Source organism: Streptomyces sp. NPDC058620 (genome assembly GCF_042717135.1).
Classification (GTDB): Bacteria; Actinomycetota; Actinomycetes; order Streptomycetales; family Streptomycetaceae; genus Streptomyces.
Genome location: NZ_JBHXQO010000009.1, coordinates 38,141 through 58,950, shown reverse-complemented (window position 1 = coordinate 58,950; position 20,810 = coordinate 38,141). Strand labels below are relative to the sequence as shown.

Here is a 20,810-nt window from a genome sequence, read left to right as displayed (position 1 = left end):
GTTCCCTACGATGGCGCGGTGACGAGTACTGCACCCGAAGCGCAGCAGGGCCAGGACGCCGGGGACACCGACGGCGCACAGCCGCCTGCCTGGCAGCAGCGGCTGCGCCGCTTCGGCCATGTGCCCCGGCCGGAGACAGGGCTGCGTGAACGGCTGGTGCCGCCGTACACGCGTCCGGGACGCCGGTTCTGGGCGGTGCTCGGGGTGCCCCCGAATCCGGCGGGCCATCTGATCCGCTGGGCCGCCTGGGGCGGGCCGCTGCTGGTGGCGCTGGTCGCCGGAGTGCTGCGGTTCTGGAATCTGGGCACGCCGGACGCGGTGATATTCGACGAGACGTACTACGCGAAGGACGCCTGGGCGCTCGTCAACCAGGGGTACGAGGGGGCCTGGCCCAAGGACATCGACAAGTCGATTCTCGCCGATCCTTCGAAGGTGCCGATCCCGGTGGAGCCCGGCTATGTCGTGCATCCGCCGGTCGGCAAGTGGATCATCGGGGCCGGTGAACAGCTCTTCGGCTTCACCCCCTTCGGCTGGCGCTTCATGGTGGCGGTGCTCGGCACGCTCTCCGTACTGATGCTCTGCCGGATCGGCCGCAGGCTGTTCCGCTCCACGTTCCTGGGCTGCCTGGCGGGCGCGCTGCTCGCGGTCGACGGCCTGCACTTCGTGATGAGCCGCACCGCGCTGCTCGACCTGGTGCTGATGTTCTTCGTGCTCGCGGCCTTCGGGTGCCTGGTGGCCGACCGGGACTGGGCACGCCGGAGACTGGCGGCCGCGCTCCCGGTCGACGAGGACGGGGTCATGCGCCCCGACGCCCGGATCGCGGAGACGCTGCGCCTGGGGTGGCGGCCGTGGCGGCTCACCGCGGGCCTGATGCTCGGACTGGCCTTCGGGACCAAGTGGAACGGTCTGTACATCCTGGCCGCGTTCGGTGTGATGGCGGTGCTGTGGGACGTGGGCGCACGGCGCACGGCGGGCGCGGTGCAGCCGTACGCGGCCGTGCTCCGCCGGGATCTGCTGCCCGCGTTCCTCTCGACGGTGCCGGTCGCGATCGGCACGTATCTGGTGACGTGGACGGGCTGGATCATCACGGACAAGGGGTACTACCGGAACTGGGCGGCGACGGAGGGCAAGGGCGGCTCGTTCACCTGGCTGCCGGACTGGCTGCGCAGCCTGTGGCACTACGAGTACCAGGTGTACGAGTTCCATGTCGGGCTGACCTCAGGGCACACGTACGAGTCCAATCCGTGGAGCTGGATCGTGCTCGGCCGCCCGGTCTCGTACTTCTACGAGGAGCAGGCGGGCTGCGCGGCGTCGGCGACCGGCAAGTGCGCGCGCGAGGTGCTGGCGATCGGTACTCCGATGCTCTGGTGGGCGTCGTGCTTCGCGCTGCTGTACGTGCTGTGGCGGTGGTTCTTCCGGCGCGACTGGCGGGCGGGCGCGATCGCGTGCGGGGTGGCCGCGGGCTGGGTGCCCTGGTTCTTCTACCAGGAGCGGACGATCTTCCTGTTCTACGCGGTCGTGTTCGTACCGTTCCTGTGTCTGGCGGTGACCATGATGATCGGGGCGATGATCGGGCCCGCCGCGGGAGCGTGGACGGGCAAGGACCTGGGTCTGCCCACGAGCGATCCGTCCGGCGAACGCCGACGGGCGCTGGGGGCGGTGGCCGCGGGTGTGCTGGTGCTGATGATTCTCTGGAACTTCGTCTACTTCTGGCCGCTGTACACGGGCACGTCCATCCCGGAGAACTCCTGGCGCGACCGGATGTGGCTCGATACGTGGGTGTAGCAGGGGAGAACGCACTAGAGGGCCCGGCAGTCCGCCGGGCCCTCTAGTCGTTGTCGGTCGTCACCGGTCGTCGCTGGTCCTCCTCCGACGGCCCACAGACGGCCCAGGAGGCTCTGCCGAGCATGGCGCCGCTCGAGGGGTGAGGAGTACCGACGCTTCTCCAACGGCAGGCTTACAGTCCATGCGACGACTACGCCGTGGCCCGCCTCCTACCTCTGCCGCGGCCACACTGCCTCGCAGATGCCCCACGAGCCGCCGCATACCGCGTTGCTTCAGCGGCCGCCGGCTGCATGTCGCAGAGCCAGCGCGAGCACAAGAGGCGCGGCTCGGCCGCCCTCAGTGTCAGCGCGGCGGCATAGCCTCGCGCTCGTAGGTGCCGTCCAAGGCGCCACAGTCAGGCAGGAGGTGACTGACCATGCACAAACGAAGCATCTGAACAGAAACACTTTATGTACACCTGTTCGTCACATAGAGTGCTGGCGTCACTCCGAACGCCTCTGGAGCTGCATGCCCCCGCTACCGCCATTCGATCCGGGCACCCTCTGCCCGCCGCCTGGTCGCTACCCCATGACCTGGGACGAAGTCGAGAGCCGCCTGGTGCGGGCACAGGAGTTCCTGCAGTCTGGCACCCGCTCCGACTTGTGGGATGAGCTGCAGTTTCATCGCGCGCAGGTTGAATGCCTGTTTGGCGAGGTGAGACGTATCTGGCTGGCAGGAAGCTTCGTAAGCGGCAAACTAGACCCCAGCGACATAGACCTTGCTTATCTGGTTGACGCCGATATCTTCGGGGCAGTCGCGGAAGCGGGTGACCTCGCCGACCTTGCCAACCTCATGGACCGGGAGTGGTGTGTGAAGCACGAGATGCGGATCGACGCCTACCTCCTTCCCCTGCCGGCCACAGTGGCTTTCGAGGACCTTGGCGTTACGGGCGCGATGGCACCGGGAGACGCTGAAGTCTTCCAATCACTCGGGCTGTACGACGAAATCTGGCAGCGCTGTCGCGGCTCTCGCGAGCAGCGACGAGGGTACGTGGAGGTGACACTATGACCGCAAAGCACCATTTCCCTGACATCGCAGATAAAGCCGCTTTGCGTGCATGGATGGCCGCACGTCGCAGCGAAACACTCCATAAGCCACCACCTCGCACCCTGGCAGAGTTTCGGTCGACCCAGCTAAAAAAACTTGCGCGCACACTACGAGGTGATTCCGATTCCCTTGATGCGTCCCAAGACAGGGATCGGCCCGTTCTAAAATTCGCACTGAATGGGAAAACAGTCCGCAATCACCACGCGGAAGCCTCAGTGCTAGGCGACTGGCTTCATACATTGCAGACGGCCATTCAATCAGTCGCCTACGCCCTCGACGATCTACGCCAAAGGCGAGAAGCCGGACCTGTGCCAGGAGAGATTAAGCGCGCCACACGGCTATTCTCCGGCCCAGTATTCGCGTCGTCTTACGGGATGGTTTTGCAAGGCGCTCCAGACCTAGGCCAGGCCGAACTACCCGGAAGCGGAACAGAAGCACTACTAGACAAGGCTATCAATCGCATTTTCGACGTCACCGACCGCGCCAGCAAGGAATCTGACGCGGAAGAGGCCGTCCTAGAGGCCGTGCTACCCCTAGGCCGACGTGCGATTAAGCAGCTATCCGACCTATCTCACATCCTTGCTTCAACAGGCACCGATGTGACGTTGACCTGGGAATCTAAGAGCACCACCCACAGAACTTCAACCTTCACTTCAGCTAGTGCCGCCCGCTGCCGGAAAGCTCTGCAAGACGCGCAAATCGAGGATGCCAGCGAACGGCTAATCGGCTTGCTCGTTGGTGGCAGCAAGTTGCGCGGATTTATTGAGCTTGAGATCGAAGACAAGCTAATTGTCGTCCGGACCGCTAAGGACGATGTGACAGGAATTCTCGCAGCCCATACGGAGAAGGAAGTCGAAGCCGATGTGCATGTCCTCATCGCACGCTCCCCTGGCGGACGCGAGCATCGCAGTTATGTGCTGATCGACCTACAAGATAGAAGATCAGACGACGCTAGAAGTTAACGCTCACGCGAAACGCCCTCCACCGTTAAGGCGAGCAGTCGACATCGCCCAGCACAACGCGCAGGGCGCCTTAACGCGTCGACACAAGGCGGCTTGTGAACCCCTCGGTACACAGTCGCTCGTAGGCCACAGCCACAGCATCTGGCACCTCTTGCCTGGGTCAGTCACTTCAACGACCACATGTGGAAACCCGCGGCCGTGGGCATCATCCCGCAGCTCAAGGGCGGTGAGCGGTACGCGTCAGCACCGGAGGACGGAATGCACGCGCTGCGGCACTTCTACGCATCCGTACTGCTGGACGCCGGCGAAAGCATCCGCGCCCTAAGCTCCTACCTCGGTCACAGCGACCCCGGCTTCACGTTGCGGATCTACACGCACCTCATGCCGAGCAGCGAAGGGCGCACCCGCAAGGCCATGGATGCCCTGTACGGGGGCCTCGCAGGAGCATGATCACGGCCCAGAGACGGCCCAGTAGGCGTCTGACGGCCCCGAGCGGTGACAAACATGCTGGTCGGGGCCTGGATGCCGTGACTGCACGAGACTTCGTCTACTTCTGGCCGCTGTACACGGGCACGTCCATCCCGGAGAACTCGTGGCGCGACCGGATGTGGCTCGATACGTGGGTCTGATCCCGGTCCAATAACAGCCTCCCCTCCCGTCTCCGCTCTCCCGTAGAGTGCCGGGAAATTCCCCTTGAACACGTTCAAGGGGAGCTCCTGGGGAGGGGATTGCGCCATGCGCAGTGGAGCGAAGGTCGCCGTGATCGGCGGCGTGTTCATGCTGGTGGCCGGCGGCGTCGGCTACGGCGCGTACAACGTTGTCGGGGGCGGCGGCGAGGACGGCGGGCCGGAGGCCACGGGCACCTCGTCGGAGGTACGGACCGGGCCGCCCAGCGACGCGGAGACAGCCAGGACCTCGAAGGAGTTCCTGAAGGCGTGGGCCGCCGGTGACGCGACGACCGCGTCCCTGCTCACCAACAACGAGGCCGGCGCCGCACCGCTGCTCACCGGGTACGCCGAGGACGCCCATGTCACCCGGGCCGTGATCACTCCGGGTCCGGCGGTGGGCGCGAAGGTGCCGTACACGGTGAAGGCGACGGTCTCGTACGAGGGCAGGACGAAGACCCTGTCGTACGCCTCCGAGCTCACCGTGGTGCGGGGTCTGACCAGTGGGAAGGCGCTCGTCGACTGGGAGCCCACGGTGATCCACCCGCAGCTGACCGAGGGGGCGACGCTGCGGACGGGCCGGTCGTCGGCGCCGGAGATCGAGGCCGTCGACCGCAACGACAAGGTCCTGGACAAGGAGACCTATCCGTCGCTGGCGCCGGTGCTGGCCACGCTGCGGGAGAAGTACGGGGCGAAGAGCGGCGGCACAGCCGGCGTCGAGACCTGGATCGAGCCCGCCGACGAGTCGGCGCCGAAGACGACGCTGCTGACCCTGGCGAAGGGGAGGCCCGGCAAGCTCCGGACGACGATCGAGGCCGGTGCCCAGGCGGCGGCCGAGCGGGCGGTGAAGCAGTACAGCCAGGCTTCCGTGGTCGCGGTCCAGCCATCGACGGGTGCGATCAGCGCGGTCGCCAACAACCCGGTGACCGACTTCAACGCGGCGATGCAGGGGAAGCAGGCGCCCGGTTCCACGCTGAAGATCGTGACCGCGGCGATGCTGATCGAGAAGGGATTCGTCTCTGCGACCCGTCCGGTCGAATGCCCCAGGGAGGTGCTGTACGAGGGGAACACCTTCCACAACCTGGACTACTTCTCCCTCCCGGACACCGACACGTTCACGACGAGCTTCGCCCGCTCCTGCAACACGGCCTTCATCAAGAAGATCGACGAGGTGCACGACGACTCGGCGCTCGGCAAGGAGGCGCGGGAGGTCTTCGGGATCGGGCTGGACTGGAAGACCGGCATCTTCTCGACCGACGGCAGCGTTCCCGAGGCGGTCGGCGGCGAGGCCGCGGCGCAGTACATCGGCCAGGGCACGGTCCAGATGAACGCCCTCAACATCGCGTCCATCACCGCCACCGCCCGCACCGGCACCTTCCACCAGCCGGTCATCGTGCCTCAGTCACTGGACGGCCGGCAGCTCGCCGTCGCGTCCCGTTCACTGCCGCCCCACGTCACCCAGCAGCTGAACACCATGATGCGGGCGACGGCGACCTGGGGCTCCGGCAAGGCCGCCATGGCCTCGGTCGGCGGCGACAAGGGCGCCAAGACGGGCTCGGCGGAGGTCGACGGACAGGGCGTGTCCAACAGCTGGTTCACCGGCTTCAGCAACGACCTGGCGGCAGCGGCGGTCGTCCAGTCCGGCGGCCACGGGGGCGACGCGGCGGGTCCGGTGGTGGCGGCGGTGCTGCGGGCGGGTTCCTGACGCACTTCCCGGGGCGGTCCGGGGCCGGCGGGCGGCACATGATCACTCCGGTCACGCGGTCGTCCCGATTGACGCAGAAGAGACCCACTCAGGAGGAAGAGGCGGTCCAGCGGCCCTTTCCCGCCAGGTCGAGCACCAGGGCGGCGATGTTCCACGCGTCGTCGTCGCCCCGGTGGTGGCGCCCCTCCAGTGGCAGCCCTGCGACCTTCAGCGCCTGCGCCATACCGGGCCGCCTGGGCAGCCCGTAGGCGGCGGTGAAGGCGACCTTGGCATTGGTGTGCCGTCGGCCGAAGGGGTACGCGGTCCCGGTGGCCCGGCACTGACGGGTGAACATCGTGCGGTCGTAGTCGCCCCAACTGGCCCATGGCAGCGCCCCGCTGCGGTGCTCGGACGCCAGCAGCCGGCATGCCTCGGCGAAGCCGGTGCCCGCGTCCACGTCGGCCCGGGTGAGCCCGGTCAGTTCCGTGCAGAAGGCGCTGACCTCCGACCGCACGGGCCGCACCAGCAGCCGGTGCCTGGCCAGCCGCTCCCCCGCCCGCAGATCGACGACGGTCAGACCGATCTCGATGATCTCGCTGACCTGTCCGGGCGGTGGCCGCCCCTCCCAGCAGGTCGACTCGACGTCGATCACATTGAGCAGTGCGTGGTCCGTTTCCATGGCGGGTAGGCAGCACCTCACCACCCGGCCACCGGGATTACGGCCGGCCCACAGTCCGAAACCGTGTCGCCTGCCCCGTACACCGACCGCTAGCGTGCGGGGATGAGCACACCCGAGGCCACTCCCGCCACCGCCACTCCTACCGAGGCCCACCCGCGCTTCGCCGAAGCCCTCCGCGAACTGGGCCTGGAGGTCGAGGTCCGCCGCTTCCCGGAGGCCACCCGCACCGCCGCGGAGGCCGCCGCCGCGATCGGCTGCGAGCTCAGCGCGATCGTGAAGTCGCTGATCTTCGAGGCCGACGGGGTACCGGTCCTCGTCCTGATGGACGGTTCCTCGCGGGTGGACGTGGAGCTGGTGCGCCGCGAACTGTGCGCCGCGAAGGTCACCCGCCCCCGGGCGGCCCTGGTCAGGGAGACGACCGGGTACGCGATCGGGGGCGTCCCGCCCTTCGGCCACCGCACGAGGACCCGGGTCCTGGCCGACCGCGGGCTGCTCGACCACGCCGTGGTGTGGGCGGCGGCGGGCACCCCGTACACCGTCTTCCCCCTCGACCCGAAGACCCTGATCGGGCATGCGGGCGGCACCCTCGTGGATGTGCGCGAGCAGACCGAGTGACGCCGCTGGTCGCCGTCGCGGTCCTGACAGCCGCGATCACGCATGCCAGCTGGAACGCGATCGCCCACGCCATCAAGGACCAGCTGCTCTCCTTCACCCTGATCTCGGGCGGCGGGGCACTGCTCGGCGCGATAGCGGCGTGCTTCGTCCCGCTCCCGGCAGCAGCCGCCTGGCCCTGCCTGATCGTCTCCGCCGTCCTCCACGTCGCGTACATGCTGCTGCTCATGCGCTCGTTCACGCTGGGCGACTTCGGCCAGATGTACCCGATCGCACGCGGCACGGCCCCGCTGGTGGTGACGGTCCTCGCGGCCGTCTTCGTGGGAGAGGTCCCGGACGGCTGGGCGACCGCGGGCGTCGTGGTCGCATCGGCGGGACTGGTCGGGCTCGCCCTGTGGGGCATCCGGGGTTCGGGCAGACGCCCGCACTGGGCGGCCCTGGCAGCCGCCGTCGCCACGGGCCTGGCGATCGCCGGCTACACGGTCGTCGACGGCGTGGGAGTACGCGCCTCCGGCACGCCGCTCGGCTACATCGCCTGGCTGATGATCCTGGAGGGCCTCACCATCCCCGCATACGCCCTTTACCGGCGCCGAGGCCAACTGGCAGCGCAGCTACGACCGTTCGCGATCCGCGGCCTGGTCGGCGCGGCCATGTCGGTGACTGCGTACAGCCTGGTCCTCTGGGCACAGACGAAGGCACCCCTTGCCCCGATCGCGGCCCTGCGCGAGTCGTCGATCATCGTGGGCGCGGCGATAGGAACCCTGTTCTTCAAGGAGCGCTTCGGTGCCCCGCGGATCGCGGCGGCGGGCCTGATGGTGGTCGGCATCGGCCTGATGCTGCACACGAGTTGAGAGGTCACCGGAAACAGAGCATCCCGCTGTGGAGGGGAACGACTCGTTTACGTCAGGACCGATCAAGCTCCGCAATCGGGTGTCCGGATCATGCCTCCGCCCGCCCTACTCCTCCTGGTACTCCGACGTCGCCCGGCGGAAGCCCGTGTTCACGGCCAGCAGGCCGCCGTCCACGCGCAGGGTCGTCCCGGTGATCCAGGACGCGTCGCGGGAGGCGAGGAAGGCGACCGCTGCCGCGATGTCGTCCGGTTCGCCGACGCGGCCCAGGGGGTAGAGCGCGCTCAGCGTGTCCAGTTGGGCTTCCCGGCCCGCCCAGGCGTCCGTGCGGACCGTGCCGGGGGCGACCAGGTTGACACGGACGCCGCGCGGGGCCGCGTGGCCCGCCAGGGTGCGGGTCAGGCCGGCCAGGCCCGCTTTCGCGGCGCTGTAGGCGTGGCCGCCGAAGTCCTGTTCGCCGTTGACGGAGCCGATGCTGACGATCGCGCCCCGGCCGGAGGCCACCAGGTGGGGCAGTGCGGCGCGGGAGCAGCGGAAGGGGCCCGACAGGCTGATGTCCAGGTCGCGTTGCCAGACCTCGTCCGTCTCGTCCTCGAAGAGCGGGGCGTCCGTACCGGCCGAGTAGGCGTTGTTGACCAGCACGTCCAGGCGGCCGAAGGTGGCGACCGCGTGAGCCACGGCCGCTTCGACGGCCGAGCGGTCGCCCACGTCGCAGGGGAGGGAGTGGGCCCGGCCGCCCGAACTACGTATCTCCGCCGCCGCGTGTTCGGCGCGGGCGCCGTCCAGATCGGTGACCAGGACGGCGGCTCCCTCCGCCGCGAGACGGCGGGCCGTCGCCGCGCCGATGCCCTGGCCGGCTCCCGTGATGAGTGCGGAGTATCCGTCGAAGCGTGCGGTTGCCGGGGCAGGAGGAGTCATAGCGCCGACCGTACTGCTCTGACCAGTGCCTGGGCACGGGGGTCGGCGGTAACTCCCTTCTGCAGACCGTTCGTCACATAGCCGAGGGCAACGCCCGATTCGGGGTCCGCGAAGCCGAGCGAGCCGCCGCGTCCCGGGTGGCCGAACGAGCCGGGAGCCAGGAGCGGGGCGGCCGGGCCGTGCAGCATGAAGCCGAGGCCGAAGCGGGTGCTGACGACCAGGACCCGGTCCGGGCCCACGGACTCCTCCGTGCGGGCCAGGGTGAGCGTGGCCGGGGCGAACAGGCGGTGCCCGTCGACCTCTCCGATCATCGCGGCGTAGCAGCGGGCCAGTCCGCGGGCGGTGGCGATGCCGTTGGACGCCGGGAGTTCGGCCGCTCGGTAGGCGGCGTCGTTCTCGTCCGGCAGCGGGTCGATCGCGCCGAAGGCGCGGCGGGTGAGGGAGTCCGGGTCGCGGTACGCCTCGACGACGGACCGCTTGGGGCGCAGGCGCAGCGCGCCGCCGTTCCCCTCGACTGCCGGGGGTTCGACGGGGCCGATCCGCCCGATCCGGTGGGCCTCGTCTGCCGGGAGGCCGAACCAGAAGTCCAGGCCGAGGGGGCGGGCGATCTCCTCGGCGATCCAGCGCCCGACGGTGCGCCCGGTGACCCGGCGCACCAGTTCGCCCAGGAGCCAGCTGTACGTCTGTGCGTGGTAGCCGTGGTCGGTGCCCGGCTCCCACTCGGGGCGCTGGGCGGCGACCGCCTGCGGCCCCGAGGTGCCGTCGGCCGCCTCGGCCGGGGTCAGGGGACGGTCGAGGGCGGGGATCCCGGCCCGGTGGGCGAGGAGGTGGCGTACGAGGACGCGTTCCTTGCCGTTGGCCTTGAACTCCGGCCAGTACGTGCCGACCGGGGCGTCCAGGTCGAGCTGGCCGCGCTGGTGCAGGAGCAGCGGTACGGCGGTGGCGATGCCCTTGCCCGCCGAGCGGACGACCTGCACGGTGTCGACGGCCCACGGTTCGACCCCGTCGACATCTCTCGTACCGGCCCACAGATCGACGACCTTGCGGCCGTGCCGGTAGACGGCGACCGCTGCTCCGCGCTCGCCCCGCTGCTCGAAGTTGCGGACGAAAGCGTCCCTTACCGGTTCGAACCCGGGCGACACCGTGCCCCGTACATCCACGCCTGCTCCCGCACTCCCGCTCATCCCCCCATGGTGCATCGCTCCGCAGGTGAACGGTGTGCCGGGGCCGTGAACAAGCCGGTCCTTCAGCCCTCCCCCGGGTGCTCCAGGCGGGCCGTCAGCCGGTGCAGTTCGGTACGCAGCCGGGCGACTTCGGCGGATGCCAGTCCGGCGGCGTGGAACAGTTCCCCGGGGACGCAGGCCGCGCGCTCGCGCAGTTCCGCGCCGTCCGCGGTCGGTTCGACGAGTACGGAGCGTTCGTCGGCGGGTGAGCGCACCCGGCGTACGAGACCGGCGCCTTCGAGCCGCTTCAGGAGGGGCGACAGGGTCCCGTAGTCGAGGTGGAGGGAGCGGGCCAACTCCTTGACTGGGAGTTCACCGCGCTCCCACAGGACCAGCATCACGAGGTACTGCGGGTAGGTGAGGCCGAGCTCGTCGAGGAGCGGCCGGTAGGCGGCGGTGACGGCCCGCTGGGCCGCGTACAGCGCGAAGCACAGCTGGTCGTCGAGGAGGAGCGAGGGCGCCGGCGGGTGGGAGCCGCGCGCGGCGCTGTCGGGTGCGTCCTGGGTCACGCGCCCATTGTCACGGAGCGCGGGTCGAAGCCGAACGGCAACTCCAGCCTGTGGGCGCGCATCAGGTCCTCGTCGCCGAGCAGATCCTGGGTGCGGTCGTCGGCGGCGATGACACCGTCGCTGAGGATGACGGCGCGCGGGCAGAGCTCCAGGGCGTACGGGAGGTCGTGGGTGACCATCAGCACCGTGACGTCCAAGGAGCGCAGGATGTCCGCGAGTTCGCGGCGCGAGGCGGGGTCCAGGTTGGAGGAGGGCTCGTCCAGGACGAGGATCTCCGGCTCCATGGCGAGGACGGTGGCCACGGCCACGCGGCGGCGCTGTCCGAAGGAGAGATGGTGCGGGGGGCGGTTCGCGTACTCCTCCATGCCCACCTGTTCGAGGGCCGTGCGGACGCGCTTCTCCAGTTCGGGGCCGCGCAGCCCGGAGGCGGCGGGTCCGAAGGCGACGTCCTCGCGGACGGTCGGCATGAAGAGCTGGTCGTCGGGGTCCTGGAAGACGATGCCGACGCGGCGGCGGATCTCGGCGAGGTTGCCCTTCTCGACGGGGAGCCCGGCGACACGGACGGTTCCGGCGCCCGCGTCGAGGATGCCGTTGAGGTGGAGGACGAGCGTGGTCTTGCCCGCGCCGTTGGGGCCGAGGAGCGCCACGCGTTCGCCGCGTTCCACGGTCAGGTCGACGCCGAAGAGCGCCTGGTGGTCGTCGGGGTAGGCGTACGCGAGGCCGCTGACCTCCAGGGAGGGCACGAAAGAGGGGGTCGGGCTGCTCATAGGGTCCATCCCAGCAGACAGATAGCGAGGGCGAGCAGGGGGAGTGAGCCGGCGTACGCCCACTGGGTGCGGGAGGCCGTCACCTCGTCGATGACCGGCATGGTGCCCGTGTAGCCACGGCTGACCATCGCCAGGTGGACGCGTTCGCCGCGTTCGTAGGACCTGATGAAGAGGGCGCCGGCGGATTTCGCGAGGACACCCCATTGGCGTACGCCCCGGGCCTCGAATCCGCGGGAGCGGCGGGCGATCGACATCCGGCGCATCTCGCCGGTGATCACATCCCCGTACCGGATCATGAACGAGGCGATCTGGACGAGCAGCGGCGGCAGCTTGAGCCGCTGGAGGCCGAGCAGCAGCGAGCGCAGCTCGGTGGTGGAGGCGAGGATCACGGAGGCGGCGACGCCGAGGGTGCCCTTGGCCAGGACGTTCCAGGCGCCCCAGAGGCCGGGGACGCTGACGGAGACGCCGAGGATCTCGGCCTGTTCTCCCGGGACCACGAACGGCATGAGCAGTGCGAAGGCCACGAACGGCACCTCGATGACCAGCCGCTTCAGCAGGAATCCGGCCGGGATACGGGCCGCCGCGGCGACGGCGGCGAGCAGCACCGCGTACAGGGCGAACGCCCAGACCGCCTCGCGCGGTGTGGAGACGACGACGAGCACGAAGCCGAGGACGGCGGCGAGCTTGCAGTGCGGCGGCAGGTCGTGGACCGGGGAGTGGGCGTGCCGGTAGAGCTTGTGAGCGTGACCCGCGCCCATGTCAGACGGTCTCCGTGGCCCGGGCGTCGGCCGGCTCGTCCTGACGGCGGCGGCGTACCACCCAGAAGACACCGCTGCCGACGGCCACCGTGGCGCCGACGCCGATCACTCCCGCGAGGCCGCCCGAGAGGCGGGTGTCGGTGACGTCCCTGACGCCGTAGTCGGCGAGCGGGGAGTCCGCGGCGGCGTGCTCCTCGGCCTTGGCGTCGATGCCCTTGTCGGCGGCGACCTTCTCCAGGCCGTCGGGGCTGGCGGAGGCGTAGAAGGAGACGAAGCCGGCGAGGACGAACGCGGTGACGAGGCCGACGGACCACACCGTGCGGGTGGAGCGGGCCGCGACCGGGGCGGGGGCGGGGGCGGTGACCGGGGCGTCGACCAGTTCGCCGTCGATACGGAGCTTGAGCGGGGCGGCGAGGCTCCGGGCGCCGTGGACCAGGTCGGGGCGGACGGCGATCACGGCGCCGACGGTGAGCGCGGTGATCACGGCCTCGCCGATGCCGATCAGCACGTGCACGCCGACCATCGCGGTGAGGACCTTGCCGATGGGGATGTCGGTGGTACCGCCGACCGCGTAGATCAGGGTGAAGGCGCAGGCCGCGGCCGGGACGGAGACCAGCGCCGCGATGAACGCCGAGACGGTCGCGGAACGGCGGGTGCGCGGGAGTATCCCGGTCAGGCCGCGGAAGAGGACGTACGCGACGACGGTCGTGACCACGCCCATGACGGTGATGTTCACGCCGAGCGCGGTGAGGCCGCCGTCGGCGAAGAGGATGCCCTGCATCAGCAGGACGACGGAGATGCAGAGCACTCCGGTGTACGGGCCGACCAGGATCGCGGCCAGTGCCCCGCCCAGGAGATGGCCGCTGGTGCCGGCGCCGACCGGGAAGTTGAGCATCTGCACGGCGAAGATGAAGGCCGCGACGAGACCGGCCAGCGGGGCGGTCCTCTCTCCCCCACTCGCGGCTGAGCGTGAGGCGCCCCCCAGTTCCTTCCGGGCGCCACGGAGGCTGACGGCGACCGCGCCCGCGGCGACGACTCCCGCAACGGCCGAGACGGGTGCATTGATGAATCCGTCGGGTACATGCATGGGAGGCTCCGCTTTCCTGCGTTCCCGGGGGCGGGGTCAGAACCCACCAATGATAGAGCCTTGTTGCGCATCATTTGCAAGAGCGGGTCTGTTACATCTGCGCAGACCTTGTCAAGGTGCCCTTGGCCCAAAATATGGGACATTGGAGTGCAAAGTGCTACAAACAGGAGGAGCCGGCCCATGTCCCCCGTGATCGAAGAACACGCAAGAGCCCGGCTCATCACCGACGGCCCCCTCACCCGCCCCGTCCCAGTCGACCTGCGGTACGACCCCGCCGACGAGTCGTCCACCGTCCATGTGTCCTTCGCCAGCGGAACGGACTGGGCCGTCGGCCGCGACCTCCTGGAGAGCGGACTCCGCTTCCCCACCGAACGCGGCAACGTGCGGGTCTGGCCCTGCGGGCGCGCCCAGCTCATCGTGGAACTGCACTCGGCCGACGGCGTCGAGGTGTTCCAGATCGACAACGCGCCCCTGATCCGCTTCCTGCACCGGACGTACGAGGCGACGGCGGCCCCGGCCGCGGCCTCGGGCACGCCGTGAGACGCGGGCGGACAGGCCCTGCATACAAGCGCCCACGCATGACAGGAAGCCCCCGTGCCGCTCGCACGGGGGCTTCCTGTCGCCCCGGTCCCCCGTCCCCACAGGTAACCGGTGCTGCCGGGGGCCGCGCTCCGCTCACACGCGGTCCCCGGAGTTCCGTCCGGCCGGGTCAGACCCGGGTCAGCTCACGCTCGCCGTCCGCTTCCCCGCCGGGTGCACCGGGAGCGTCGGTGAGCCCCTTGCGGAGCCCCTCGCCCTCGACGTCCACGTTGGGCAGGGCGCGGTCCAGCCAGCCCGGCAGCCACCAGGCGCGCTTGCCGAGCAGGGCGAGTACGGCGGGCACGATCGCCATCCGCACCACGAACGCGTCGAAGAAGACGGCGATGGCGAGCGAGAAGCCGATCATCTTGATCATCGACTCGCTGGAGCTGATGAAGCCGGAGAAGACCGCCATCATGATCACGGCCGCTGCCGTGACCACGCGGGCACCGTGCTTGAAGCCGGTGACGATCGCCTGGCCGGGCGACTCCCCGTGGACGTACGCCTCACGCATCCGCGTGACGAGGAAGACCTCGTAGTCCATGGCGAGACCGAAGACCACGCCGACCATGAAGATCGGCATCATGCTCATGATCGGGCCGGTCTGTTCGACACCGAAGAGCGAGCCGAGCCAGCCCCACTGGAAGACCGCGACGACCGCGCCCAGGGCCGCGACGACCGAGAGCAGGAAGCCGAGGGCCGCCTTCAGGGGCACCAGGATCGAGCGGAAGACGAGCATCAGGAGCAGGAAGGCCAGGCCGACGACGAGTGCCAGGTAGGGCAGCAGCGCGTCGTTCATCTTCTGCGAGAAGTCGATGTTCATCGCGGTGGCGCCGGTGACCAGTACCTCGGCTCCGGTGTCCCGCTTGATGTCACCGCCCGCGTCGCGGATGGAGTGGACGAGCTCCTCGGTCTGCGCGGAGCTGGGCCGGTCCTGCGGGATGACCGTGATCGTCGCGGTGTCGCCGGCCTTGTTGAAGGCGGCCGGGGTGACGGCCACGACGTGCGGGATGGCCTCGATCTCCTCCGAGACCCGGTTGACGGCGGTCTTGCCGTCCGAGCTGCCCTCGGTGTCGACGACGACGAGCAGCGGTCCGTTGAAGCCGGGACCGAAACCGTCCGAGAGCAGGTCGTACGCCTGACGCTGCGTGGTGCTCTTGGGCTGCGAGCCCTCGTCGGGCAGGCCCATCTCCAGCGAGGCGGCCGGTACGGCGATGACGCCGAGGCCGAGCACACCGACCAGCAGCACCCACACCGGCTTGCGCAGCACGAACCGCGCCCAGCGGGTGCCCATGTTGGGCTTCGGTTCGGCCTTGTCCTCGGACCTGGCCAGGGCGTCGGCGGCCTTGCGCGCCTTGCGTCCCACGACCCGCTTGCCCGCGAAGCCCAGCAGCGCCGGGACCAGGGTGAGCGCGATGAGGACGGCGATCGCGACCGTACCGGCGGCGGCGAAGCCCATCTTCGACAGCATCGGGATGTTGACGACGGCCAGTCCGGCGAGCGCGATGACGACGGTGAGGCCCGCGAAGACGACCGCGGAACCCGCCGTGCCGACCGCGCGTCCCGCGGCTTCCTCGCGTTCCCTGCCCTCGGACAGTTCGGCGCGGTAGCGGGAGACGATGAAGAGCGCGTAGTCGATACCGACCGCGAGGCCGATCATCATCGCCAGGGTGGAGGTGGTCGAGCCGAGGTCCAGCACGTTCGCCAGGGCCGTGATCAGCGAGATGCCCACACCGACGCCGATGAGCGCGGTGATCAGGGGCAGCCCGGCGGCGATCAGCGAACCGAAGGTGATGACCAGCACCACCGCGGCGATGGCGACACCGACGATCTCACCGGCTCCGGTGTGCGGCATCACCTGGAGCGCGTCACCGCCGATCTCCACGGTCATGCCGCTCTTCTCGGCGGAGGTACCGGCCTCTTCCAGCGCCTCCCGCGTCCCATCGGTCAGCTCCATGGAGTTGACCTCGTACGAGACGGAGATGTAGGCCGTGGAGCCGTCCTTGCTGACGGCGTTCGCCGCGTACGGATCGGCGACCGAGGCGATCTGGTCCGAGCCGGACTTCAGCTCGCCGACGATGTCCTTGACCTCGGCCTTGTTCGACGCGTCGGTCACCTTCTCGCCCACGGGGGCCTTGAAGACGACCCGGGCGGTGGCGCCGTCGGCGCTGCCTCCGGGGAAGCGCTGTTCCAGCAGGTCGAAGGCCTTCTGGGCCTCCGTACCCGGAATCGAGAAGGAACTCGAGGTGGCGGGCGAGGCGGAGGCCGCGCCGAATCCGGCGAGCGCCAGCAGTGCCACCCAGACGAGGGCGACATAGCGGCGGCGCCGGAAGGCAAGCCGTCCGAGCTTGTAAAGGAAAGTGGCCACGAGGGCGTACTCCCGGTCAGGTCGTTGAGTGGAAATGGGCGTGAGGAACCAGCCCGACGACGAGAGCGGCGTGTCAGGTGGGGCTGTGGGGAGAGGGCCGTACGAAACGAACGGGGACGTCAGACGCCGAGGGCGGGGAGGACCACGGCATCGAAGTAGTCACGGATATACGCCTGGTCGACCGTGCGGTCGTCGACCAGCTGCCGGGCGGCGAAAGCGCCGATCAGCATGTGCGGTACATATTTCAGCGCCGGATTGTCCGCGCGCAGTTCGCCCCGGTCCACGGCCCGCCTGAGCAGCGTTTCGAGACCGGTCATCTCCGGCTCGATCAGCAGTTCGCGCAGCGCCTGGTGCAGATCGGGATTGTCATGGATGGCATGGCCCAGAGCCCGCATCAGCGCGGAGTCCTTCTCCATCTGGCAGTCGTCGCTGCGACTGAGTGCGGCGTGGAAGTCCCCGCGCAGCGAACCGGTGTCGATCCCGGCGAGACTCACCGGCTTGTTGTGCCGCAGAGCGGTGACGATCAGCTTGGGCTTGCTCCCCCACTGGCGGTAGAGGGTGGCCTTGCTGGAATGGGTGCGCTGGGCGACGGCGTCCATGGTCAGGGCGTCGTAGCCGACTTCGCGGAGCAGGTCGAGGACGGCGGCGTAGAGCTCGCTCTCACGCTCGGGCGTGAGCCTGGTGCGCGCCATGTGCCGACCTCCCGTCCGTACGTCCGTCGACCGGCCGGTGACCATCAGTGGATCACCAGTCCATCGAACGAAACCGTTTCGTACACCTGAACCGTACTCCCGCCCCGGAGCGAAACGAAATCGTTTCGCTTGTGGGCTGCACCACAAGTTGCCGCGGGCCCTGCGCACCGAAAGCATTGGGAGGGTGAGTGACGACGTCGCGTATCTCCGGTTCCCGCACCTCCACAAGGACTTGCTCTGCTTCGCGGCCGAGGACGACCTATGGGTCGCCCCTCTCGCCGCCGCGGGGCATCGGCCCGGCCGCGCCTGGCGGGTGACGGTCGACCGAACGAGGATCAGTCATCCACGCTTCTCACCCGACGGCGGCCACATCGCCTATACGACCTGGCGCACGCTCGACCCCGAGATCCATCTGGCCCCCGTCGACGGCGGGGCCGCCCGCAGGCTCACCTACTGGGGCTCGACCGACGCCCGGGTCTGCGGCTGGAGTCCCGACCCGGGCGACTCCTCCCAGATCCTCGCCGTCTCCTCGCACAACCAGCCGTTCTCCTACTTCTCCTGGGCCTACAGCGTCCCCACCGACGGCAGCCCCGGCGGCAAACTGCCCTGGGGCCCGGTCTCCGACATCGCGGTCGCCGACATCGACGGGGAGCGGCGCACCCTGCTGCTCACCGGCACGCCGCCGCACGAACCGGCGGCGTGGAAGCGGTACCGCGGCGGGGCGATGGGGCGGCTGTGGCTGCACGGCGAACGGCTGCTGCCGGACATCGGGGGCCACCTGGACTCGCCGATGATCGTCGGGCGCCGCATCGCGTTCCTCTCCGACCACCAGGGCGTCGGGAACCTCTACTCGTGCGCGCTGGACGGCAGCGATCTGCGCCGCCACACGGACCACGACGCGTTCTACGCCCGCAACGCCTCCAGCGACGGATACCGGGTCGTCTACCAGTGCGCCGGCGAGATCTGGCTGGTCGACGACCTCGAAGCACCGGACGCAGTGCCGCGGAAGCTGGAGGTACGGCTCGGCGGGCCGCGGACCGGGCGGCGCTCGTACCAGGTGCCGGCCGCGAGCAACGTGGACTCGCTGTCGGTCGACGAGACGGGCCGGGCGAGCGCCGTCGCCGTACGCGGCAGCCTGTACTGGCTCACGCACCGCGACGGCCCGGCCCGCACGATCACCGACACCCCGGGGGTCCGGGTGCGGCTCCCGGAGATGCTCGGCAGCGGCGGCCAGGTCGCGTACGTGACGGACGCGGACGGCGACGACGCGATCGAGATCGCCTACCTGCCACGGGCCAGCGGCGACCGCGAACCCCGGCGCCCGGCCTCCGGGATGCTGGGCCGGGTGGAGGAGATGACCTCCGACCCGGAGGGCGAGCGGCTCGCGATCGCTTCGAACGACGGGCGGCTGCTCCTCCTGGAGACGGCGGAGGCGGTGGCCGCCGAGGCAGCGGCCGCGGAGTCCGCCGAGGAGGCCGGCACCGGCTCCACCCGGGCCGACCTGGTCCGGGCAGTGGAGGAGGGCGCGGCGGCCGCCGCCGGCGAGGTCACCGAGCTGATCCGCTCCACGAACGGCCCGGTCCGCGATCTGGCGTTCTCCCCCGACGGGCACTGGCTGACCTGGTCGCACCCGGGTGTCGGCCGCTCCCTGCGCCAGATCAAACTGGCGCGGATCACGGGGCCCGGCTCCCCCGTCATCGTCGACGTCACCAACGGCCGCTTCGAGGACGAGAACCCCGTCTTCACGGGCGACGGCCGCTACCTCGCCTTCCTCTCCTGGCGCGGCTTCGACCCGGTCTACGACGTCCACACCGGCGACCTCTCCTTCCCGCTGGGCTGTCGCCCCTATCTGGTCCCGCTGTCCTCCGCCACCCCGTCGCCGTTCGCACTCCTGCCGGACGGACGGCCGGCGGCGGGCGGACTCGACCCGGTGGACATTCCCGACGGCGGTACGGGCGAGGGGGCGACGGTCACCGTCGAGTTCGAGGGGCTGGAGAACCGGGTGACGCCGTTCCCGGTCTCGGCGTCGAAGTACTCGGCGCTGCGCCCGGTCAGCGGCGGCGGGCTCGTCTGGCTGCGCTGGCCGATCTCCGGCGCGCTGGGCGAGACGTTCGCCAACCCGGCCGACATGTCGGGGCGGCCCACCCTGGAACACTTCAACATCGCCAAGGCCAGGAAGACCGAACTCGTCGACCACCTCGACTGGTTCGCGGTCAGCGGGGACGCGAGCCGGCTGGTCGTCATGGACGAGGGCGAACTGCGTGCCGTACCGGCGACCGAGGCCGGTGACAACGACTCGACGGTCTATCTGGATCTGCGCCGCATCCTGCACGAGGTCGACCCGCCGGCGGAGTGGCGCCAGGCGTACGGGGAGGCGGGGCGGATCATCCGTTCCTACTTCTGGGAGCCGGACATGTGCGGCATCGACTGGCCGGCGGTCCTCGACCAGTACCGGCCCCTGGTCGAACGGGTGGCCTCCCCGGACGAGTTCGCCGACCTCCTGCGCGAGGTCCTGGGCGAACTGGGCACCTCGCACGCGTACGTCTCCCCGGCCCGCCGCAACGAGGGGCCGCCGCACTACCAGCGGGCGATCGGGCTGCTCGGCGCCAATCTGGTGTGCCGGGACGGGGAATGGCTGATCCAGCGCATCCTGCCGGGCGACTCCTCGGACTCCAAGGCGCGTTCGCCGCTCGCAGGTACGGGGATCAGGGAGGGCGCGGTCCTCACCCATGTCGACGGGCGGCCCGTCGATCCGGTAGCCGGACCGTACCCGCTGCTCACGGCGGCGGGCGGCACGACGGTGGAGCTGACGTTCAGTCCGGCGCGCGGCGGAAAGCAGCGCCGCGTCGCGATCCTCCCGCTGATCGACGAGCGGCCGCTGCGCTACCAGGACTGGGTGGCCAAACGCCGTGACGTGGTACGGGAGTTGAGCGGCGGCAAGTGCGGCTATCTGCACATCCCCGACATGGGCGGCTCCGGATGGGCCCAGTTCAACCGTGATCTGCGGCTGGAGGTCTCGCGTCCCGCGCTGATCGTGGACGTACGGGGCAACGCGGGCGGCCACATCAGCGAGCTGGTCGTCGAGAAGCTCACCCGCAGGATTCTGGGCTGGGACCTCACGCGCAACGCGCAGGCGGTCTCGTACGCGTCCAGTGCGCCGAGGGGGCCGGTGGTGGCTCTGGCCGACGAGGCGACGTCCTCCGACGGCGACATGATCACCGCGGCGTTCCGGCTGCTGAAACTGGGGCCCGTCGTGGGGCAGCGCACCTGGGGCGGGGTGGTCGGGATGACGGGTCGCCACCGCCTGGGTGACGGCACGGTGATCACGGTACCGATGAACGCGGCGTGGTTCGACACGTACGGCTGGTCGGTGGAGAACCACGGCGTGGAACCGGACCTGGAGGCGCTGCGCACCCCGCTGGACTGGGCGGAGGGGCGGCACGCGGTGCTGGACGACGCGGTGCGGGTGGCGTTGAGCCTGCTGTCGAAGCATCCGGCGTCCAAGCCGCCGACGTATGCGACGGCGCCGGTACTGCGCCGGCCGCCGTTGCCGCCGCGGTAGGGGCCGCCCTGAGATCAAGCCCCTCC

The 20,810-nt window shown here is 69.8% G+C and carries 18 protein-coding genes; 9 read left to right on the top strand and 9 right to left on the bottom strand.

Translation table 11 applies throughout. The features are described 5' to 3' along the window. Positions 1–18: 18 nt before the first annotated feature. The 5 genes from ACFWSK_RS12105 to ACFWSK_RS12085 all read left to right on the top strand — a co-directional run bounded on the left by ACFWSK_RS12105 (position 19) and on the right by ACFWSK_RS12085 (position 6,203). On the top strand, positions 19–1,785 hold the full coding sequence (locus ACFWSK_RS12105; RefSeq protein ID WP_383783784.1) for a dolichyl-phosphate-mannose--protein mannosyltransferase: 1,767 nt from the start codon (positions 19–21) through the stop codon (positions 1,783–1,785). A gap of 240 nt (positions 1,786–2,025) precedes the next feature. Beyond that, positions 2,026–2,832 (top strand): DUF6932 family protein, encoded by an 807-nt coding sequence (locus ACFWSK_RS12100; RefSeq protein WP_383783782.1) that lies wholly within the window; start codon positions 2,026–2,028, stop codon positions 2,830–2,832. Beyond that, the gene (locus ACFWSK_RS12095) at positions 2,829–3,833 is read left to right on the top strand and encodes a hypothetical protein (protein ID WP_383783780.1); all 1,005 of its coding nucleotides are present in this window, start codon (positions 2,829–2,831) and stop codon (positions 3,831–3,833) included. The genes ACFWSK_RS12100 and ACFWSK_RS12095 overlap by 4 nt, the downstream gene beginning before the upstream one ends. A 198-nt stretch (positions 3,834–4,031) precedes the next feature. After that, entirely contained in the window at positions 4,032–4,283 is a 252-nt protein-coding gene (locus ACFWSK_RS12090; protein WP_383783779.1) for a tyrosine-type recombinase/integrase, read from the top strand. Between the two features lie 285 nt (positions 4,284–4,568). Beyond that, positions 4,569–6,203: a penicillin-binding transpeptidase domain-containing protein gene (locus tag ACFWSK_RS12085; RefSeq protein ID WP_383783778.1), complete on the top strand. Its 1,635-nt coding sequence runs from the start codon at positions 4,569–4,571 to the stop codon at positions 6,201–6,203. 88 nt (positions 6,204–6,291) lie between these two features. Here the strand turns inward: ACFWSK_RS12085 and ACFWSK_RS12080 are convergent, their stop codons facing one another. Beyond that, complete coding sequence (locus ACFWSK_RS12080; protein WP_383783777.1) at positions 6,292–6,861, bottom strand: exonuclease domain-containing protein; 570 nt, start codon at positions 6,859–6,861, stop codon at positions 6,292–6,294. 102 nt (positions 6,862–6,963) lie between these two features. On the opposite strand from ACFWSK_RS12080, the gene ACFWSK_RS12075 reads away from it, so the two are divergent. Next, positions 6,964–7,476, top strand: a complete 513-nt coding sequence (locus ACFWSK_RS12075; protein ID WP_383783776.1) for a YbaK/EbsC family protein — start codon at positions 6,964–6,966, stop codon at positions 7,474–7,476. After that, positions 7,473–8,324: an EamA family transporter gene (locus ACFWSK_RS12070; protein WP_383783775.1), complete on the top strand. Its 852-nt coding sequence runs from the start codon at positions 7,473–7,475 to the stop codon at positions 8,322–8,324. Before ACFWSK_RS12075 ends, ACFWSK_RS12070 begins: the two co-directional genes overlap by 4 nt. A gap of 105 nt (positions 8,325–8,429) precedes the next feature. Here the strand turns inward: ACFWSK_RS12070 and ACFWSK_RS12065 are convergent, their stop codons facing one another. From ACFWSK_RS12065 to ACFWSK_RS12040, 6 genes are all read right to left on the bottom strand, one after another. After that, a complete protein-coding gene (locus tag ACFWSK_RS12065) occupies positions 8,430–9,239 on the bottom strand; it encodes an SDR family NAD(P)-dependent oxidoreductase (RefSeq protein WP_383783774.1) in 810 nt (269 codons plus the stop codon). Next, the gene (locus ACFWSK_RS12060; protein WP_383784030.1) at positions 9,236–10,399 is read right to left on the bottom strand and encodes a serine hydrolase domain-containing protein; all 1,164 of its coding nucleotides are present in this window, start codon (positions 10,397–10,399) and stop codon (positions 9,236–9,238) included. The genes ACFWSK_RS12065 and ACFWSK_RS12060 overlap by 4 nt, the downstream gene beginning before the upstream one ends. A gap of 86 nt (positions 10,400–10,485) precedes the next feature. Next, positions 10,486–10,971 (bottom strand): MarR family winged helix-turn-helix transcriptional regulator, encoded by a 486-nt coding sequence (locus ACFWSK_RS12055; protein WP_383783773.1) that lies wholly within the window; start codon positions 10,969–10,971, stop codon positions 10,486–10,488. Beyond that, positions 10,968–11,738 carry an energy-coupling factor ABC transporter ATP-binding protein gene (locus ACFWSK_RS12050; protein ID WP_383783772.1) on the bottom strand — a complete coding sequence of 257 codons (771 nt, stop codon included), beginning with the start codon at positions 11,736–11,738 and terminating at the stop codon, positions 10,968–10,970. The genes ACFWSK_RS12055 and ACFWSK_RS12050 overlap by 4 nt, the downstream gene beginning before the upstream one ends. Further along, entirely contained in the window at positions 11,735–12,496 is a 762-nt protein-coding gene (gene cbiQ / locus ACFWSK_RS12045) for a cobalt ECF transporter T component CbiQ (RefSeq protein WP_383783771.1), read from the bottom strand. The genes ACFWSK_RS12050 and cbiQ overlap by 4 nt, the downstream gene beginning before the upstream one ends. Position 12,497: 1 nt before the next feature. Then, entirely contained in the window at positions 12,498–13,583 is a 1,086-nt protein-coding gene (locus ACFWSK_RS12040; protein ID WP_383783770.1) for an energy-coupling factor ABC transporter permease, read from the bottom strand. A gap of 180 nt (positions 13,584–13,763) precedes the next feature. Between ACFWSK_RS12040 and ACFWSK_RS12035 the strand changes: the two genes are divergently transcribed. Further along, complete coding sequence (locus ACFWSK_RS12035) at positions 13,764–14,123, top strand: SsgA family sporulation/cell division regulator (protein ID WP_383783769.1); 360 nt, start codon at positions 13,764–13,766, stop codon at positions 14,121–14,123. A gap of 169 nt (positions 14,124–14,292) precedes the next feature. Here the strand turns inward: ACFWSK_RS12035 and ACFWSK_RS12030 are convergent, their stop codons facing one another. Further along, the gene (locus ACFWSK_RS12030) at positions 14,293–16,530 is read right to left on the bottom strand and encodes an MMPL family transporter (RefSeq protein WP_383783768.1); all 2,238 of its coding nucleotides are present in this window, start codon (positions 16,528–16,530) and stop codon (positions 14,293–14,295) included. Between the two features lie 119 nt (positions 16,531–16,649). After that, entirely contained in the window at positions 16,650–17,222 is a 573-nt protein-coding gene (locus ACFWSK_RS12025) for a TetR/AcrR family transcriptional regulator (protein WP_383783767.1), read from the bottom strand. 184 nt (positions 17,223–17,406) lie between these two features. Here ACFWSK_RS12025 and ACFWSK_RS12020 point away from each other — a divergent pair, with 184 nt between their 5' ends. Continuing rightward, a complete protein-coding gene (locus tag ACFWSK_RS12020; protein WP_383783766.1) occupies positions 17,407–20,784 on the top strand; it encodes a S41 family peptidase in 3,378 nt (1,125 codons plus the stop codon). Positions 20,785–20,810 lie beyond the last annotated feature (26 nt).

What these genes read in the sequence shown, in the direction of transcription:
- ACFWSK_RS12100 (WP_383783782.1), top strand. Translation starts at nt 2,026, where the DNA reads ATGCCCCACGAGCCGCCGCATACCGCGTTGCTTCAGCGGCCGCCGGCT.
- ACFWSK_RS12095 (WP_383783780.1), top strand. Translation starts at nt 2,829, where the DNA reads ATGACCGCAAAGCACCATTTCCCTGACATCGCAGATAAAGCCGCTTTG.
- ACFWSK_RS12085 (WP_383783778.1), top strand. Translation starts at nt 4,569, where the DNA reads ATGCGCAGTGGAGCGAAGGTCGCCGTGATCGGCGGCGTGTTCATGCTG.
- ACFWSK_RS12080 (WP_383783777.1), bottom strand. Translation starts at nt 6,861, where the DNA reads ATGGAAACGGACCACGCACTGCTCAATGTGATCGACGTCGAGTCGACC.
- ACFWSK_RS12075 (WP_383783776.1), top strand. Translation starts at nt 6,964, where the DNA reads ATGAGCACACCCGAGGCCACTCCCGCCACCGCCACTCCTACCGAGGCC.
- ACFWSK_RS12065 (WP_383783774.1), bottom strand. Translation starts at nt 9,239, where the DNA reads ATGACTCCTCCTGCCCCGGCAACCGCACGCTTCGACGGATACTCCGCA.
- ACFWSK_RS12050 (WP_383783772.1), bottom strand. Translation starts at nt 11,738, where the DNA reads ATGAGCAGCCCGACCCCCTCTTTCGTGCCCTCCCTGGAGGTCAGCGGC.
- cbiQ (WP_383783771.1), bottom strand. Translation starts at nt 12,496, where the DNA reads ATGGGCGCGGGTCACGCTCACAAGCTCTACCGGCACGCCCACTCCCCG.
- ACFWSK_RS12040 (WP_383783770.1), bottom strand. Translation starts at nt 13,583, where the DNA reads ATGCATGTACCCGACGGATTCATCAATGCACCCGTCTCGGCCGTTGCG.
- ACFWSK_RS12035 (WP_383783769.1), top strand. Translation starts at nt 13,764, where the DNA reads ATGTCCCCCGTGATCGAAGAACACGCAAGAGCCCGGCTCATCACCGAC.
- ACFWSK_RS12025 (WP_383783767.1), bottom strand. Translation starts at nt 17,222, where the DNA reads ATGGCGCGCACCAGGCTCACGCCCGAGCGTGAGAGCGAGCTCTACGCC.